Here is a 12,599-nt window from a genome sequence, read left to right on the forward strand (position 1 = left end):
ACCCCCATGATTCCCAGGAACAATGACGGAGACGAACCCATTCGAGAGCCTCCAGGAGCAACTCGACGACGCCAGCGAGCACCTGGACGTCGGCGCCGACGTCCTCGAACGCCTCAAGCAGCCCGAGCGCGTGCTCGAGACGACGCTCTCCGTCGAGATGGACGACGGCTCCATCGAGACGTTCAGGGCCTTCCGCTCGCAGTTCAACGGCGACCGCGGCCCGTACAAGGGCGGCATCCGCTACCACCCCGGCGTCACTCGCGACGAGGTGAAGGCGCTGTCCGGCTGGATGGTGTACAAGACGGCGGTCGTCGACGTCCCCTACGGCGGCGGGAAGGGCGGCATCGTCATCGACCCCAGCGAGTACTCGGCGGGCGAACTCGAGCGCATCACGCGGGCGTTCGCGAAGGAGCTCCGGCCGTTCGTCGGCGAGGACAAGGACATCCCCGCCCCCGACGTCAACACCGGCCAGCGGGAGATGAACTGGATCAAGGACACCTACGAGAAACTCGAGAACACCACGGCGCCCGGCGTCGTCACGGGGAAGGCCCTCGAGAACGGCGGCAGCGAGGGGCGCGTCGAGGCGACCGGGCGGTCGACGATGTTCGCCGCCCGCGAGGTGTTCGACTACCTCGACCGCGACATCGCCGGCGCCACCGTCGCCGTGCAGGGCTACGGGAACGCGGGCTCGGTCGCCGCGGAACTCATCGAGGACCTCGGCGCGGACGTCGTCGCCGTCTCGGACTCCTCGGGCGCCGTCCACGACCCCGACGGCCTCGACACCCGGGACGTCAAGGACTTCAAGCGCCAGACCGGCAGCGTCACCGGCTACGACGGCGCCGCCGAGGAGTTCGGTAACGAGGACCTGCTGACGCTGGACGTCGACCTGCTCGTGCCCGCCGCCCTGGAGAACGCCATCGACGGCGACCTCGCGCGGGAGGTCCAGGCGGACGTCGTCGTCGAGGCGGCGAACGGGCCGCTGACGCCGACCGCCGACGACGTGCTCACCGAGCGCGGCGTCCACGTCGTCCCGGACATCCTCGCGAACGCGGGCGGCGTCACGGTCTCGTACTTCGAGTGGGTGCAGAACCGCCAGCGCTTCCAGTGGACCGAGGACCGCGTCAACGAGGAACTCGAGGCGGTCATCACCGACGCCTTCGACGCGATGATCGACGCCCACGAGGCCAACGACACCCGGAACCTCCGCACCGCCGCGTACGTCGTGGCGGTCCGCCGCGTCGTCGACGCCTACGAGGGCAGCGGCTCCTGGCCCTGACGGCGAAACGCTCGTCCCCACCGCTACCCGATCGTCCCGACGGCCAAACGCTCGTTCCCACCGCTACCCGATCGTCCCGACGGCCAAACGCTCATCTGCCTCGCGGTCGCGGTCCGGGACGATGCCCTCCAGGCCAGGTTCGCTCGTCGTCCCGCTCGTCGCCGGCGCGGTCGCCGTCCCCTTCGCCCTCCGGCGGCACGTCACGGTCCTCCTGCTCGAACTCGGTGTCGACGTCTCCGCGCGCGACGTCACGCAGTACGTACTCGGGAGCCGTTTCGCCGCGTTCGTCCTCGTCTACGCGCTCCTCCTCGGCACCGCGTACTGGGCCGGGTCGCGCGCGGCCGACGCCCACGACCGCGGCGTGGTCGCCGCCGCGACGTTCGCGGTCGCGACGGCCGCAGCGCTGGTCGCGAACGTCGCCGTGCTGACTGTCCTCGGCTCCGGGTCGCGCGGACTGGTGTTCGCGGCCGCGACGACCGTCGGCACCAGCGCCGCCGCCGGCGTCGAACTCGCCGTCGTCGCGTTCGCCGGCCTCGCGGCTGGCGAGAGGTAGCTCACCCGGAGCGGCGGACCGGAGCGCCCGCTACAGGTAGCCCTCGCTCGCGAGGCGGTCGACGGCCTCGCCCAGGCGCTCCTTGCTCGCGGCGTACGAGACGCGCGCGTAGCCGGGCGTGCCGAACGCGGACCCCGGGACCGTGGCGACGTGCGCGTCCCGCAGGGCGTCCTGGCACCACTGTTCGTCGTCCTCGTCGACGGGGAGCATCGCGTAGAACGCGCCCTCCGGCTCCGGCACGTCGACGCCGCGGTCGGCGAGCCGGTCGAGCAGGAACGCGCGGCGCTCGGCGAACGCGTCGACCATCTCCGACACGGCGTCGTCGGTGTGCTGGAGGGCTTCGACGCCGGCGTGCTGGACGAAGTTCGTCGCCGACGACACCGAGTGCGAGTGGACCTTCCCGGCCTGCGCGACGAGGTCCTCCGGCGCGGCGAGGTAGCCGAGCCGCCAGCCCGTCATCGCGTACGCCTTCGAGAACCCGTTGATGGTGACGGTTCGCTCGAACATGTCCTCGAGGCCGGCGAGGCTGACGTGCTCGGGACCGTAGTTGATCTGCTGGTAGATCTCGTCGGAGACGACGGTGACGTCGTGGTCGACCGCGAGGTCGCGGACGCCCTCCATCGCCGCCCGGGAGTACACCGCGCCCGTCGGGTTGCTCGGGGAGTTCACGACGAGCAGTTCCGTGTCGTCGGAGACGGCCGCCGCGAGGTCCTCGAGCGCGGGCTCCAGCTGGAAGCCGTGCGGGGAGAGGTCGACGCGGTTCAGGTCGCCGCCCGCGAGCTTCGCCATCGCCTCGTAGGACACCCACGCCGGGTCCAGCAGGACGACCTCGTCGCCGTCGTCGACGAGCGCCTGGAACGTCTCGAACAGCGCCTGCTTGGCGCCCGGCGTCACGATGACGTTCCCAGCCTCGTAGTCGAGGCCGTCGCCCCGGAGCTTCTCGGCGATGGCCTCCCTGAGCGCCGGGATGCCGTTCGACGGCGTGTAGCCGGTGTTGCCGGCGTCGAGGGCGTCCGCCGCGGCTCGCTTGACGTTCTCCGGCGTGTCGAAGTCGGGTTCGCCGACCGAGAGGTCGACGACGTCCTCGCCTTCGGCCTCGAGTTCGCTCGCGAGGTTGCTGACCGCCAGCGTCGCGCTCGGTTCCACTCGCCGCACTCTGTCGCTGTAGTTCATCTTAGAGTTCCTCCGCGAGGTGAATCGCGCTGTCGACCGCTTCGGTCCCCTTCTCGACGCGCTCGCGCGCCTCCGCGCCGGACATCCCGGGCCCGGACACGCCGAAGGCGACTGGCGTGTCGCGGTCGAGACTGACGTCCGTGAGCTTCTGCGCGGTCGCGTGCCCGATGACCTGGTCGTGGTCCGTGTCGCCGGTGACGATGGCGCCGACGACCGCGACGGCGTCGACGTCGTCGCGCCGCGCCAGCCGGTCGGCCGCCAGCGGCGCGTCGTACGCGCCCGGCACGCGCACGAGGGCGGCCACGTCCGCGCCGGCGTCGTCGGCCGCCTCGCGGGCGACCGACTCCATCTGTTCGGTGACGCTGCGGTTGAACTCCGCAACGACGAGCCCGAGACTCACCATACACGCCCCGACTGCGGGGGCGACCAAATGCCTACCGTTCGGCACAGTAATGCCGGGCGCGACCGAGCGCAGTGATGCCGGTCGCGGCTGCCGACTCGCACACGGAAAGTTTGTATGCTCGCCGTTCCGTTCGGCGAACGAACCATGGCCGCCGCCCTCGGACGCCGCCGCACCGCCGCCGGCGTCGCCGTCGCCGTCCTGCTCGCGCTCGCGCTCCGGTTCGCGCTGCTCGGCGACCGCATCTTCCACTGGGACGAAGCCCGCGTCGGGTACTGGGTGCTCCAGTACCAGGCGTCCGGGGAGTACCACTACCGCGCGTTCGTCCACGGGCCGTTCCTCTTCCACGTCAACGAGTTCCTCTTCGGCGCGTTCGGGGCGAGCGACGCGGTGGCTCGCGCGCCGGTCGCGCTCGTCGGCGCGCTGCTGCCGGCGACAGCGTGGCTGTTCCGGACGCGCCTCGACGACGTCGAGGTGGTGGCGCTGGCGGCGCTGCTCGCGGCGAACCCGGTCCTGGTCTACTACTCGCGGTTCATGCGCAACGACGTCCTGGTGGCGGCGTTCGCCGTCGCCGCGCTCGGGTTCGCGGTGCGCGCGCTGGACACCGACCGGGGCGGCTACCTGGTCGCGGCGGGCGCGTTCCTCGGGCTGGCGTTCACGACCAAGGAGAACGCGCTCGTGTACGTGGGGATGTTCGTCGGCGCGAGCGCGCTCCTGCTGGACGCGCGGCTGTTCACCGCGCGCCGCCGCGAGGGGACGGCGGCGAGCGCGCTCCACGCCGAACTCGGGCGGGCGGCGGCGGGCGCGTTCGCGCGGCGGCGCGCGGTCGCCGGCGGGCTCGCGGCGTTCCTCGTGGTGTTCGTGGCGTTCTACGCGCCGCGCCCCGAGATCTACGCGGCGCTCGGCGACCCGACGCGGCTGCCGGGCGTCGTCGCGGCGGGGTCGGTCGGCGCGTGGTCGGAGTTCTGGGGGACGTGGGGAGTGGGTGGCGCGGCGTCGCGCGACCACAGCTACGTCTCGTTCCTGTTCGACGCGGTGCGCACCCTCGGCGCGGCCTCCCTGATGCTGTGCGCGCTCGCCGTCGTCGGCTTCCTCGCCGAGCGGTACGCCGCCGAGGACCCCCGGGACTTCGTGCAGTTCGCGGCGTACTGGGGGATCGCGTCAGTCGTCGTCTACCCGGCGGCCACCGACATCTCGGGCGTGTGGTCGGTGACCCACGCGGTGGTGCCGCTGGCGGTGCCGGCCGCGGTCGGCGTCCGCGTCGTGGTGGACCGCGGCCGGTCGGCGTACGCGGACGGCGACACGGTCAGCGTGGCGCTGGCCGCCGTCGTCCTCGTCGCCGCGGCCGGCCAGATGGGCGCGGTCACGGCGGAGACGTCGTACCTGATGCCCCAGGACGACGAGAACGAACTCGTGCAGTTCGGGCAGCCCGCCAGCGACATGCGCCCGACGCTGGACCGCATCGAGCGCGTCGCGCCCCGGAACGACGGCACGGACGTGCTGTACTACGGCAGCCACTTCCAGGCGCCCGCCGACACCGACACGACGGACCCGGCCAGCGTCGCCGACACGAACTGGTTCCACCGGCTGCCGCTGCCCTGGTACACGGAGCGTGCGGGCGCCGAGACGGCGTCGACGACGCGACTCCGGGAGCCGGCGACGGACGCCGCGGCGGCGAACGCGACGACCGTCGAGGGCACCGAGGCGCCGGTCGTGATAGCGCGCGCCGAACACTACGACGAGGTCGCGCCGCTGCTGGACGGCTACGAGTCGCGGACGTACGAGCTCACGTCGTACAACACGGTGTTCGTGGTCTTCGTGGACGAGAACGCGCCCGGGTACGACGCCCCCTGACGTCGCCGACGCGGCCCCCGACACACCACGTTCGTGCACAACACGCGGTCGAGTTCGGCAATTCTTATGCAGGTGTAGCCGGAACGTCGGCGTGATGACGGTGCCCGTACCCGGAGCGACGATCGGGGTCGTGGGCGGCGGCCAGCTCGGCCGGATGCTCGCGGAGGCGGCCAGCCCGCTCGGCGTCGACGTGGTCGCGCTCGACCCGACGCCGGACTGCCCGGCGTGCCCGCCTGCGGCCGACCAGGTCGTCGCCGACTTCGACGACGAGGACGCGGTCCGCGGCCTCGCGGAGCGCGCGGACGTCCTCACCTACGAGATCGAGCTCGCGGACCCGGACGCGCTCGCCGCCGTGCGCGACGCCACCGGGACGCCCGTCCACCCGTCGCCGGAGACGCTGCGCACCATCCAGGACAAGCTCGTGCAGAACCGCGCGTTCGCGGACGCCGGCGTCCCGGTCCCGGCGTTCCGACCCGTCGACGGCGCCGAGGACCTCGAGGCCGCGTTCGCGGAGTTCGGCCGCCCCCTGATGCTGAAAGCCCGGACCGGCGGCTACGACGGCCGCGGGAACGCGCCCGTCGAGTCCGTCGAGGACGCCCGGGAGACCTTCGGCGACCTCGACGGCTACGTCGCCGAGGAGCTCGTGGACTTCGAGCGGGAGCTGTCGGTCGTCGCCGCGAGCGGCGACGGCGAGACCGCGACGTTCCCCGTCGCGGAGAACGTCCACGAGGCGGAGATCCTCCGCGAGTCGGTCGTGCCGGCGCGCACCAGCGAGGCGGTCCGCGAGGAGGCGACGAGGGTCGCCAGGGACGTGCTGGCGGCGCTCGACGGCCGCGGCGTGTTCGGCGTGGAGCTGTTCGAGGTGGACGGGCGGATTCTGGTGAACGAGGTGGCGCCCCGGCCGCACAACTCCGGCCACTACACCATCGAGGGCTGTTACACGTCCCAGTTCGCCCAGCACGCTCGCGCCGTGCTCGGCCTGCCGCTCGGCGACACCGGCCTCCGCGAACCCGCCGTGACGGCGAACGTCCTCGGCGACCCCGACGGCGAGCCGCGGCCGGCCGAACTCGCCGGCGCGCCGAGCGCGCTCCGCGACGGCCGCGTCTCCCTGCACTGGTACGGCAAGCGCGAGGTCCGCCCCCTGCGGAAGATGGGGCACGTCACGGCCGTCGGCGAGGACCGCGGCGACCTCCTCGTGCGCGCCCGTGCCGCACGCGACGCCGTCTCGTTCCGCGACCCCACCGACGAGGACACACCCGAAACATGACCACCGTCGACGACCTCATCGACCTGTTCGAAGCGGAGGCAGCGCGCGACCGACCGACCGCGGAGACGCCGGACGTCGGCGTCGTCATGGGCAGCGACAGCGACCTCGACGTGATGGCGGGCGCCCACGACGCCCTCACGGACCTCGGGTTCGCGGAGGTCACGGACTACGACGACCCCCCTGAGGGGCACTCCTTCGAGTCGTGGGTCGTCTCCGCGCACCGCACGCCCGACCTCATGTACGCGTACGCCGACACCGCCGCAGACCGCGGACTCGACGTCGTCATCGCGGGCGCCGGCGGGAAGTCCGCTGACCTCCCGAACATGACCGCGTCGCTGGCGTACCCGATTCCGGTCGTCGGCGTCCCCGTCCAGGAGAAGTCCGTCGACTCCGTCATCGGCATGCCCACGGGCGCGCCCATCACGGCCGTCGACGCCGGGAAGTCCTACAACGCCGGCCTGTCCGCCGCGCAGTTCCTCGCGACGAGCGACCCCGAACTCGCCGACCGCCTCCGGGCCCTCTACGACGACCAGAGCGCGGGCGTCGCCGACGTCTCCCGCGAACTACACGAGCGGGGCACTCCCGGCTTCCGCGAGACTCGGGACTGAAATCCGGCGAGCGGAAACCGGGCGCGTCGGACGGCCGCCGTTCCCGGCGCTCGCCGGCGCGTCCGGGAGTCTCGGCGCCGACGCACTCGGCGACCGCCGACGCGTCGAGTCGGCCTGAAACCCCCGAATTCGGGCGCCTCCGGCCGCTGAGGCATAAATCAACGTTTATGGGCGTGCGGTTCGAACCCTCGCTCGTCACGGAGACACTCCTATGAATCCATGGATCGCCATCGGTATGCTGGCGCTCGTGGGCGTGCTCATCCCGGTCGGGATGATGGCCGTCTCTGCACTCCTGCGACCCAGCGTGCCGGAACAAGGGAAGCGAGCCACCTACGAGAGTGGCGAGGTTCCGACGGGGGACGCGCGCATCCAGTTCAACATCCAGTACTACATGGTTGCGCTGCTGTTCGTCGTCTTCGACATCGAGACCGTCCTCATCTTCCCGTGGACAGTCATCTACCAGGACGCCGTCCAGTCCGCCGGTCTGACGCGCGCGCTGCTGCCGATGCTCGTCTTCATCGGCGTGCTCGTCGTCGGGCTCGCGTGGGCGTGGCGGAAGGGCGCCGTCCGGTGGGTGCGGACGCCACGGCACGGAGGCAAACCACATGAGCAGTGACCAACCACGAGACAGTATCACGGGGACCAGCGACCCGCTGACGAAGACCCGCGAGGCCCGCAGCGGCGAGGGGGTCGACAACCGGTTCAACTCGAAGCTACGGGAGGCGTTCGGCTCCACGCCGTTCATCCTCACGAAGTTCGACAAGTTCATGAACTGGGTCCGCGGGTCGAGCATGTTCATGCTGCAGTTCGGGATCGCGTGCTGCAGCATCGAGATGATGCACACCTACGCGGTGAAACACGACCTCGACCGCTTCGGGTCCGGCGTGCCCCGCGCGTCGCCGCGGCAGGCGGACGTGATGATCGTCCCGGGGACGATCGTCTCGAAGTTCGCGCCGCGGATGAAGCGCGTCTACGACCAGATGCCGGAGCCGAAGTTCGTCGTCAACATGGGGAACTGTTCGACCTCCGGCGGCCCCTTCCAGGAGGGGTACAACGTCGTGAAGGGCGCCGAGGAGGTCATCCCTGTGGACATCCACGTCCCGGGCTGCCCGCCGCGGCCGGAGGCGCTCGTCTACGGCGTCGTCAAACTCCAGGAGCGCATCGCGAACGGCGAGTCGTCGCCGGTCACGGTGAAGCCCTACGAGCTCGAACAGTTCGGCGACCTCGAGCGCGACGAGATGGTCGAGAAGCTCTCAGAGGAGATCGACGAGGAGACGCTCGTCATGCGGTACAACTGGGCTGATTCGCCATGAGCACGCAGGAAGAACGACAGGCCGACCTCCCGACGACCGACGCCGGCGAGGTCGACGGCGACGCCGTCGCGGACCTGCTGGGCGACCGCGTCCTCGACCGCGAGGAGCACGGCAACGCCGACGCGTACGTCGTGCGCGCCGACGCGGTCCAGGACGTCCTCTCCACGCTGAGAGACGACGCGGGCTTCGACCACCTGTCCTGCGTCACGGCCCAGGAGTACGACGACCGCTTCGAGTCCATCTACCACCTCAAGCAGTACGACGACCCCACGAAGGAGGTCAGCGTCGTCGTCCCGACGCCGCGGGACGAACCGGTCAGCGAGACGGCCGAACCGGTGTTCCGCACGGCGGACTGGCACGAGCGCGAGGCGTACGACCTCGTCGGCGTCCAGTACGACGACCACCCGAACCTCGAGCGCATCCTCCTCCCCGACACGTGGCAGGGCCACCCCCTGGGAAAGGACTACAACCAGGACAAGCCCCAGATCGTCACGTTCGAGGAGAACAAGAACCCCCTCGAGGACCACGCGCGCGGCGGCGAGGACTCGGACACGATGTTCCTGAACATCGGTCCCCACCACCCCGCCACGCACGGCGTCCTGCACGTCGAGACCGTCCTGGACGGCGAGCAGGTCGCGGACGTCAACCCCGATATCGGCTACCTCCACCGCTGCGAGGAGCAGATGGCCGAGAAGGGCACGTACCGCTACCAGATCATGCCCTACCCGGACCGCTGGGACTACGGCCCGGGCGGCATCATCAACGAGTGGGCGTACGCGCGCACCGCCGAGGACCTCGCGGACATCGAGGTGCCGGAGTACGCGCAGGTCGTCCGGACGATGTCCGCGGAGATGTGCCGCATCGCGTGTCACCTCCTCGCCACGGGGACGTTCTGTCTGGACATCTACGGCGACTTCACCGCCATCTTCATGTACGCGATGCGGGACCGCGAGATCGTCCAGAACCTCCTGGAGGACCTCACGGGCCAGCGCATGATGTTCAACTACCTCCGCCTCGGCGGCGTCGTCTGGGACGTCCCGGAGCCCCGCGAGGAGTACTTCGAGAAGGTCCGGGACTTCCTCGACGACCTCCCGGCGAAGCTCGACGAGTACCACGACCTCATCTCCGAGAACGAGATCCTCCAGTCCCGCACCGTCGACACCGGCTACCTCGACCCCGACGTCGCGAAGAGCTACGGCGTCACGGGCCCGGTCGCGCGCGGCTCGGGCATCGACTACGACCTCCGCCGCGACGACCCCTACGGCTACTACGAGGAACTCGACTGGGACGTCGTCACGGAGGACGGCTGCGACAACTACGCTCGCCTGCTCGTCCGGATGCGCGAGATTGAGCAGTCCGCGCGCATCATCGAGCAGTGCGTCGACCTCCTGGAGGACTGGCCGGAGGACGACCGCGAGATCCAGGCCAACGTCCCGCGCACGCTCAAGCCCGACGCCGGCAAGGAGACGTACCGCGCCGTCGAGGGCGCGAAGGGCGAACTCGGCATCTACATCCGCTCGGACGGCACCGAGAAGCCCGCGCGCTTCAAGATCCGGAGCCCCGCGTTCTGCAACCTCTCGGCGCTCCAGGAGATGTCCTCCGGCGAGTACGTGCCGGACCTCGTCGCGACGCTCGGCAGCCTCGACGTCATCCTCGGGGAGGTGGACCGCTAGATGACGCCGGTGCTGTTCGACGCCGTCGCGACGGCGACGCCGCTGCCGGACACCATCAACGAGCTGCTCGGCATCGGCGGGTTCGCGGGCGAACTCGTCTCGATGTTCCTCGCGGCGTTCCTCATCGGGAACATCATGCTCGCGATGACCGCGGTCGCCGGACCGTGGGCGAAACGGAAGATCACCGCCGCGTTCACCGACCGCATCGCGGTCAACCGCGTCGGCCCGTTCGGCCTGCTGATCATCGTCGCGGACGCCGTCCGCCTGCTCTCGAAGGAGCTCATCGTCCCCGAGGGCGCCGACCGCCCCGCGTGGGACCTCGCGCCCGTCGTGCTCGCGGCGTCGGCGCTGCTGGCGTTCGCCGTCATCCCGATGGGGAACGGCATCCAGCTCGCCGACCCCGAGACCGGGCTCGTGTTCGTCTTCGCGGTGGCGTCCATCGCGAGCCTCGGCCTGCTGATGGGCGGCTACGCCTCGAACAACAAGTACAGCCTCATGGGCGGCCTGCGGGCCGTCGCGCAGAACATCGCCTACGAGATCCCGCTCGTGGTCACCGCCGCGTCGGTGGTGCTGTTCACGGGCACGCTCCAGATGAGCGAGATCGTCGCTATCCAGCAGAACACGACGCTCGTGACCCTCGCCGGCGTCCGGATCCCGGCGTGGTTCGCGTTCGTCAACCCGTTCGCGTTCGCGCTGTTCATGGTGGCGAACCTCGCGGAGGTCGGGCGCAACCCATTCGACACGCCCGAGGCGCCGACCGAGATCATCGGCGGCTACCAGACGGAGTACTCCTCCGTGTACTTCGTGCTGTTCTACCTCGGCGAGTTCGTCCACATCTTCCTCGGCGGCGCCATCGTGGCGACGCTGTTCCTCGGCGGCCCGGCGGGGCCGTTCCTGCCCGGGTTCGTCTGGTTCGTCATCAAGATCTGGGCGGTATTCCTGTTCACGCAGTGGTGCCGCTCGGCGGTGCCGCGCGTCCGCATCGACCAGCTCATCGAGATCGGCTGGAAGGGCATGCTGGTGCTCTCGTTCGCCAATCTCGTGCTCACCGCAGCGATCCTCGGGGTGACCGGACTATGATCGGACTCCTGAAATCGATGGCGACGACGATGAAACACGCCCTCGACGGCGAGACGTTCACCGTCGAGTACCCGGACGAAGCGCCGGAGGTCAGCCCGCGCTTCCGCGGGATCCACAAGTTCAGCCAGGAGCGCTGCATCTGGTGTCGGCAGTGCGAGAACGTCTGCCCGAACGACACCATCCAGATCGTCACGGACAAGCAGCGCAACGGCGAGCAGTACAACCTCCACGTCGGCCAGTGCATCTACTGCCGGCTCTGCGAGGAGGTCTGCCCGGTGGACGCCATCCTCCTCACGGAGAACTTCGAGTTCACCGGCGACACGAAACACGACCTCGTGTTCAACAAGGAACAGCTGAAGAACGTGCCGTGGTACAACGACCTCGACCCCCTGGCGTCCCGCGAACCCGACCGTGGTGCGTGGGTCGGCGAGGGCGAAGGCGAGGTCGACTACCAGTAACGGACTCGCGCCCGTCTCGAAACCTACAAAGGGCGTATTTGCGAACGACAAGGTGACTGAAATGGTGTACGAAATACTCGCGTTCGGGCTGTTCGCGCTGGTGACGATAGCGTGCAGTCTGGGCGCTGTACTGGTGCGGGACGTGTGGCACTCCGCGCTCCTGCTCGGCGGGTCGCTGTTGAGCTTCGCCGTGCACTACGTGATGCTCCAGGCGGAGTTCGTCGCCGCGATGCAGATCCTCGTCTACGTCGGCGGCGTCCTCATCCTGATCACGTTCGCGGTGATGCTCACACGTCGAGAGAGAGGTACAGGGGAGGTGACTAACGCATGACGACGCGACCGGAACTGCGGGACCCGTCGACGTTCGTGCCCGGGGTCGTCGCCGTGGCGCTGTTCGTCGTGCTCGCGGCCGTGTTCGTCGGCGCCGGGTTCGGTGACGCGGTCGGCTTCGGCGACGTGAACATCACGGCGACCATCGGGTACGCGCTCCTCGGCCTGCTGGACGTGGCCGGCGAGACGGCGCCCAGCAGCGAGGGGTTCCTCGCGGCGTTCATCATCATCGCGTTGCTGCTGGACGCCGCGCTCGAGGGGTCGGTGCTGCTCGCGACGCGGGACGCCGAAGGGGGTGACGGCGAGTAATGGCGGTCGCCGTCGAGTACTACCTCCTGCTGTCCGCGGCCGTGTTCTGCACGGGCGTGTTCGGCGTGCTCACGCGCGAGAACGCGCTGATGTTCCTCATCAGCGTCGAGTTGATGCTGAACGCCGCGAACATCAACTTCGTCGCGTTCTCGCACTTCTACGGCAACCTCACGGGGCAGGTGTTCAGCCTGTTCGTGATGGCGCTCGCCGCCGCGGAGGTCGCCGTCGGCCTCGGCATCATCCTCGTGCTGTACCGGAACTTCGACGACATCGACGTGCGGAAGGCAACGACGATGAGGTGGTAA

General features: G+C 70.0%; 15 protein-coding genes. 13 read left to right on the forward strand and 2 right to left on the reverse strand.

From position 1 onward, the window contains the following. Positions 1-22: 22 nt before the first annotated feature. Together U5911_RS00610 and U5911_RS00615 are read left to right on the forward strand one after the other, a co-directional pair. Positions 23-1,276 (forward strand): Glu/Leu/Phe/Val family dehydrogenase, encoded by a 1,254-nt coding sequence (locus U5911_RS00610; protein ID WP_336034387.1) that lies wholly within the window; start codon positions 23-25, stop codon positions 1,274-1,276. 121 nt (positions 1,277-1,397) lie between these two features. Next, complete coding sequence (locus U5911_RS00615; RefSeq protein ID WP_336034388.1) at positions 1,398-1,829, forward strand: hypothetical protein; 432 nt, start codon at positions 1,398-1,400, stop codon at positions 1,827-1,829. Between the two features lie 30 nt (positions 1,830-1,859). Here U5911_RS00615 and U5911_RS00620 read toward each other — a convergent pair whose 3' ends face one another. Together U5911_RS00620 and ribH are read right to left on the reverse strand one after the other, a co-directional pair. After that, a complete protein-coding gene (locus U5911_RS00620) occupies positions 1,860-3,002 on the reverse strand; it encodes a pyridoxal phosphate-dependent aminotransferase (RefSeq protein ID WP_336034389.1) in 1,143 nt (380 codons plus the stop codon). Position 3,003: 1 nt separating this feature from the next. Beyond that, complete coding sequence (gene ribH, locus U5911_RS00625; protein ID WP_336034392.1) at positions 3,004-3,405, reverse strand: 6,7-dimethyl-8-ribityllumazine synthase; 402 nt, start codon at positions 3,403-3,405, stop codon at positions 3,004-3,006. A 144-nt stretch (positions 3,406-3,549) separates the two neighbouring features. On the opposite strand from ribH, the gene U5911_RS00630 reads away from it, so the two are divergent. The 11 genes from U5911_RS00630 (at position 3,550) to nuoK (ending at position 12,599) form a co-directional block, all read left to right on the forward strand. Next, positions 3,550-5,256 (forward strand): flippase activity-associated protein Agl23, encoded by a 1,707-nt coding sequence (locus U5911_RS00630; RefSeq protein WP_336034394.1) that lies wholly within the window; start codon positions 3,550-3,552, stop codon positions 5,254-5,256. A gap of 94 nt (positions 5,257-5,350) precedes the next feature. Continuing rightward, entirely contained in the window at positions 5,351-6,523 is a 1,173-nt protein-coding gene (locus U5911_RS00635; protein WP_336034395.1) for a 5-(carboxyamino)imidazole ribonucleotide synthase, read from the forward strand. Next, a complete protein-coding gene (purE, locus tag U5911_RS00640) occupies positions 6,520-7,131 on the forward strand; it encodes a 5-(carboxyamino)imidazole ribonucleotide mutase (protein ID WP_336034396.1) in 612 nt (203 codons plus the stop codon). Before U5911_RS00635 ends, purE begins: the two co-directional genes overlap by 4 nt. A 211-nt stretch (positions 7,132-7,342) precedes the next feature. Further along, entirely contained in the window at positions 7,343-7,747 is a 405-nt protein-coding gene (locus tag U5911_RS00645; protein ID WP_336034397.1) for an NADH-quinone oxidoreductase subunit A, read from the forward strand. Further along, complete coding sequence (locus tag U5911_RS00650) at positions 7,737-8,444, forward strand: NADH-quinone oxidoreductase subunit B (RefSeq protein WP_336034399.1); 708 nt, start codon at positions 7,737-7,739, stop codon at positions 8,442-8,444. Before U5911_RS00645 ends, U5911_RS00650 begins: the two co-directional genes overlap by 11 nt. Further along, entirely contained in the window at positions 8,441-10,117 is a 1,677-nt protein-coding gene (locus tag U5911_RS00655) for an NADH-quinone oxidoreductase subunit D (protein ID WP_336034401.1), read from the forward strand. Before U5911_RS00650 ends, U5911_RS00655 begins: the two co-directional genes overlap by 4 nt. Continuing rightward, on the forward strand, positions 10,118-11,197 hold the full coding sequence (locus tag U5911_RS00660) for a complex I subunit 1/NuoH family protein (RefSeq protein WP_336034402.1): 1,080 nt from the start codon (positions 10,118-10,120) through the stop codon (positions 11,195-11,197). It begins immediately after the preceding gene. Then, complete coding sequence (locus U5911_RS00665; RefSeq protein ID WP_336034403.1) at positions 11,194-11,655, forward strand: NuoI/complex I 23 kDa subunit family protein; 462 nt, start codon at positions 11,194-11,196, stop codon at positions 11,653-11,655. The genes U5911_RS00660 and U5911_RS00665 overlap by 4 nt, the downstream gene beginning before the upstream one ends. Positions 11,656-11,716: 61 nt before the next feature. Further along, positions 11,717-11,986 carry an NADH-quinone oxidoreductase subunit J gene (locus U5911_RS00670; RefSeq protein ID WP_336034404.1) on the forward strand — a complete coding sequence of 90 codons (270 nt, stop codon included), beginning with the start codon at positions 11,717-11,719 and terminating at the stop codon, positions 11,984-11,986. Further along, positions 11,983-12,294, forward strand: coding sequence for a proton-conducting membrane transporter (locus U5911_RS00675; protein WP_336034405.1), 312 nt, complete (start codon positions 11,983-11,985; stop codon positions 12,292-12,294). Before U5911_RS00670 ends, U5911_RS00675 begins: the two co-directional genes overlap by 4 nt. Beyond that, positions 12,294-12,599 carry an NADH-quinone oxidoreductase subunit NuoK gene (gene nuoK, locus U5911_RS00680; protein WP_336034407.1) on the forward strand — a complete coding sequence of 102 codons (306 nt, stop codon included), beginning with the start codon at positions 12,294-12,296 and terminating at the stop codon, positions 12,597-12,599. Before U5911_RS00675 ends, nuoK begins: the two co-directional genes overlap by 1 nt.

Origin of the sequence: Halobacterium yunchengense, from assembly GCF_037031165.1 — an archaeon.
Classification (GTDB): domain Archaea; phylum Halobacteriota; class Halobacteria; order Halobacteriales; family Halobacteriaceae; genus Halobacterium; species Halobacterium yunchengense.

Coding starts and splice junctions, on each gene's coding strand:
- U5911_RS00660 (WP_336034402.1), top strand. CDS start 10,118: ATGACGCCGGTGCTGTTCGACGCCGTCGCGACGGCGACGCCGCTGCCG.
- U5911_RS00630 (WP_336034394.1), top strand. CDS start 3,550: ATGGCCGCCGCCCTCGGACGCCGCCGCACCGCCGCCGGCGTCGCCGTC.
- ribH (WP_336034392.1), bottom strand. CDS start 3,405: ATGGTGAGTCTCGGGCTCGTCGTTGCGGAGTTCAACCGCAGCGTCACC.
- U5911_RS00615 (WP_336034388.1), top strand. CDS start 1,398: ATGCCCTCCAGGCCAGGTTCGCTCGTCGTCCCGCTCGTCGCCGGCGCG.
- U5911_RS00645 (WP_336034397.1), top strand. CDS start 7,343: ATGAATCCATGGATCGCCATCGGTATGCTGGCGCTCGTGGGCGTGCTC.
- U5911_RS00650 (WP_336034399.1), top strand. CDS start 7,737: ATGAGCAGTGACCAACCACGAGACAGTATCACGGGGACCAGCGACCCG.
- U5911_RS00610 (WP_336034387.1), top strand. CDS start 23: ATGACGGAGACGAACCCATTCGAGAGCCTCCAGGAGCAACTCGACGAC.
- purE (WP_336034396.1), top strand. CDS start 6,520: ATGACCACCGTCGACGACCTCATCGACCTGTTCGAAGCGGAGGCAGCG.
- U5911_RS00665 (WP_336034403.1), top strand. CDS start 11,194: ATGATCGGACTCCTGAAATCGATGGCGACGACGATGAAACACGCCCTC.
- U5911_RS00635 (WP_336034395.1), top strand. CDS start 5,351: ATGACGGTGCCCGTACCCGGAGCGACGATCGGGGTCGTGGGCGGCGGC.
- U5911_RS00655 (WP_336034401.1), top strand. CDS start 8,441: ATGAGCACGCAGGAAGAACGACAGGCCGACCTCCCGACGACCGACGCC.
- U5911_RS00670 (WP_336034404.1), top strand. CDS start 11,717: ATGGTGTACGAAATACTCGCGTTCGGGCTGTTCGCGCTGGTGACGATA.
- nuoK (WP_336034407.1), top strand. CDS start 12,294: ATGGCGGTCGCCGTCGAGTACTACCTCCTGCTGTCCGCGGCCGTGTTC.
- U5911_RS00675 (WP_336034405.1), top strand. CDS start 11,983: ATGACGACGCGACCGGAACTGCGGGACCCGTCGACGTTCGTGCCCGGG.
- U5911_RS00620 (WP_336034389.1), bottom strand. CDS start 3,002: ATGAACTACAGCGACAGAGTGCGGCGAGTGGAACCGAGCGCGACGCTG.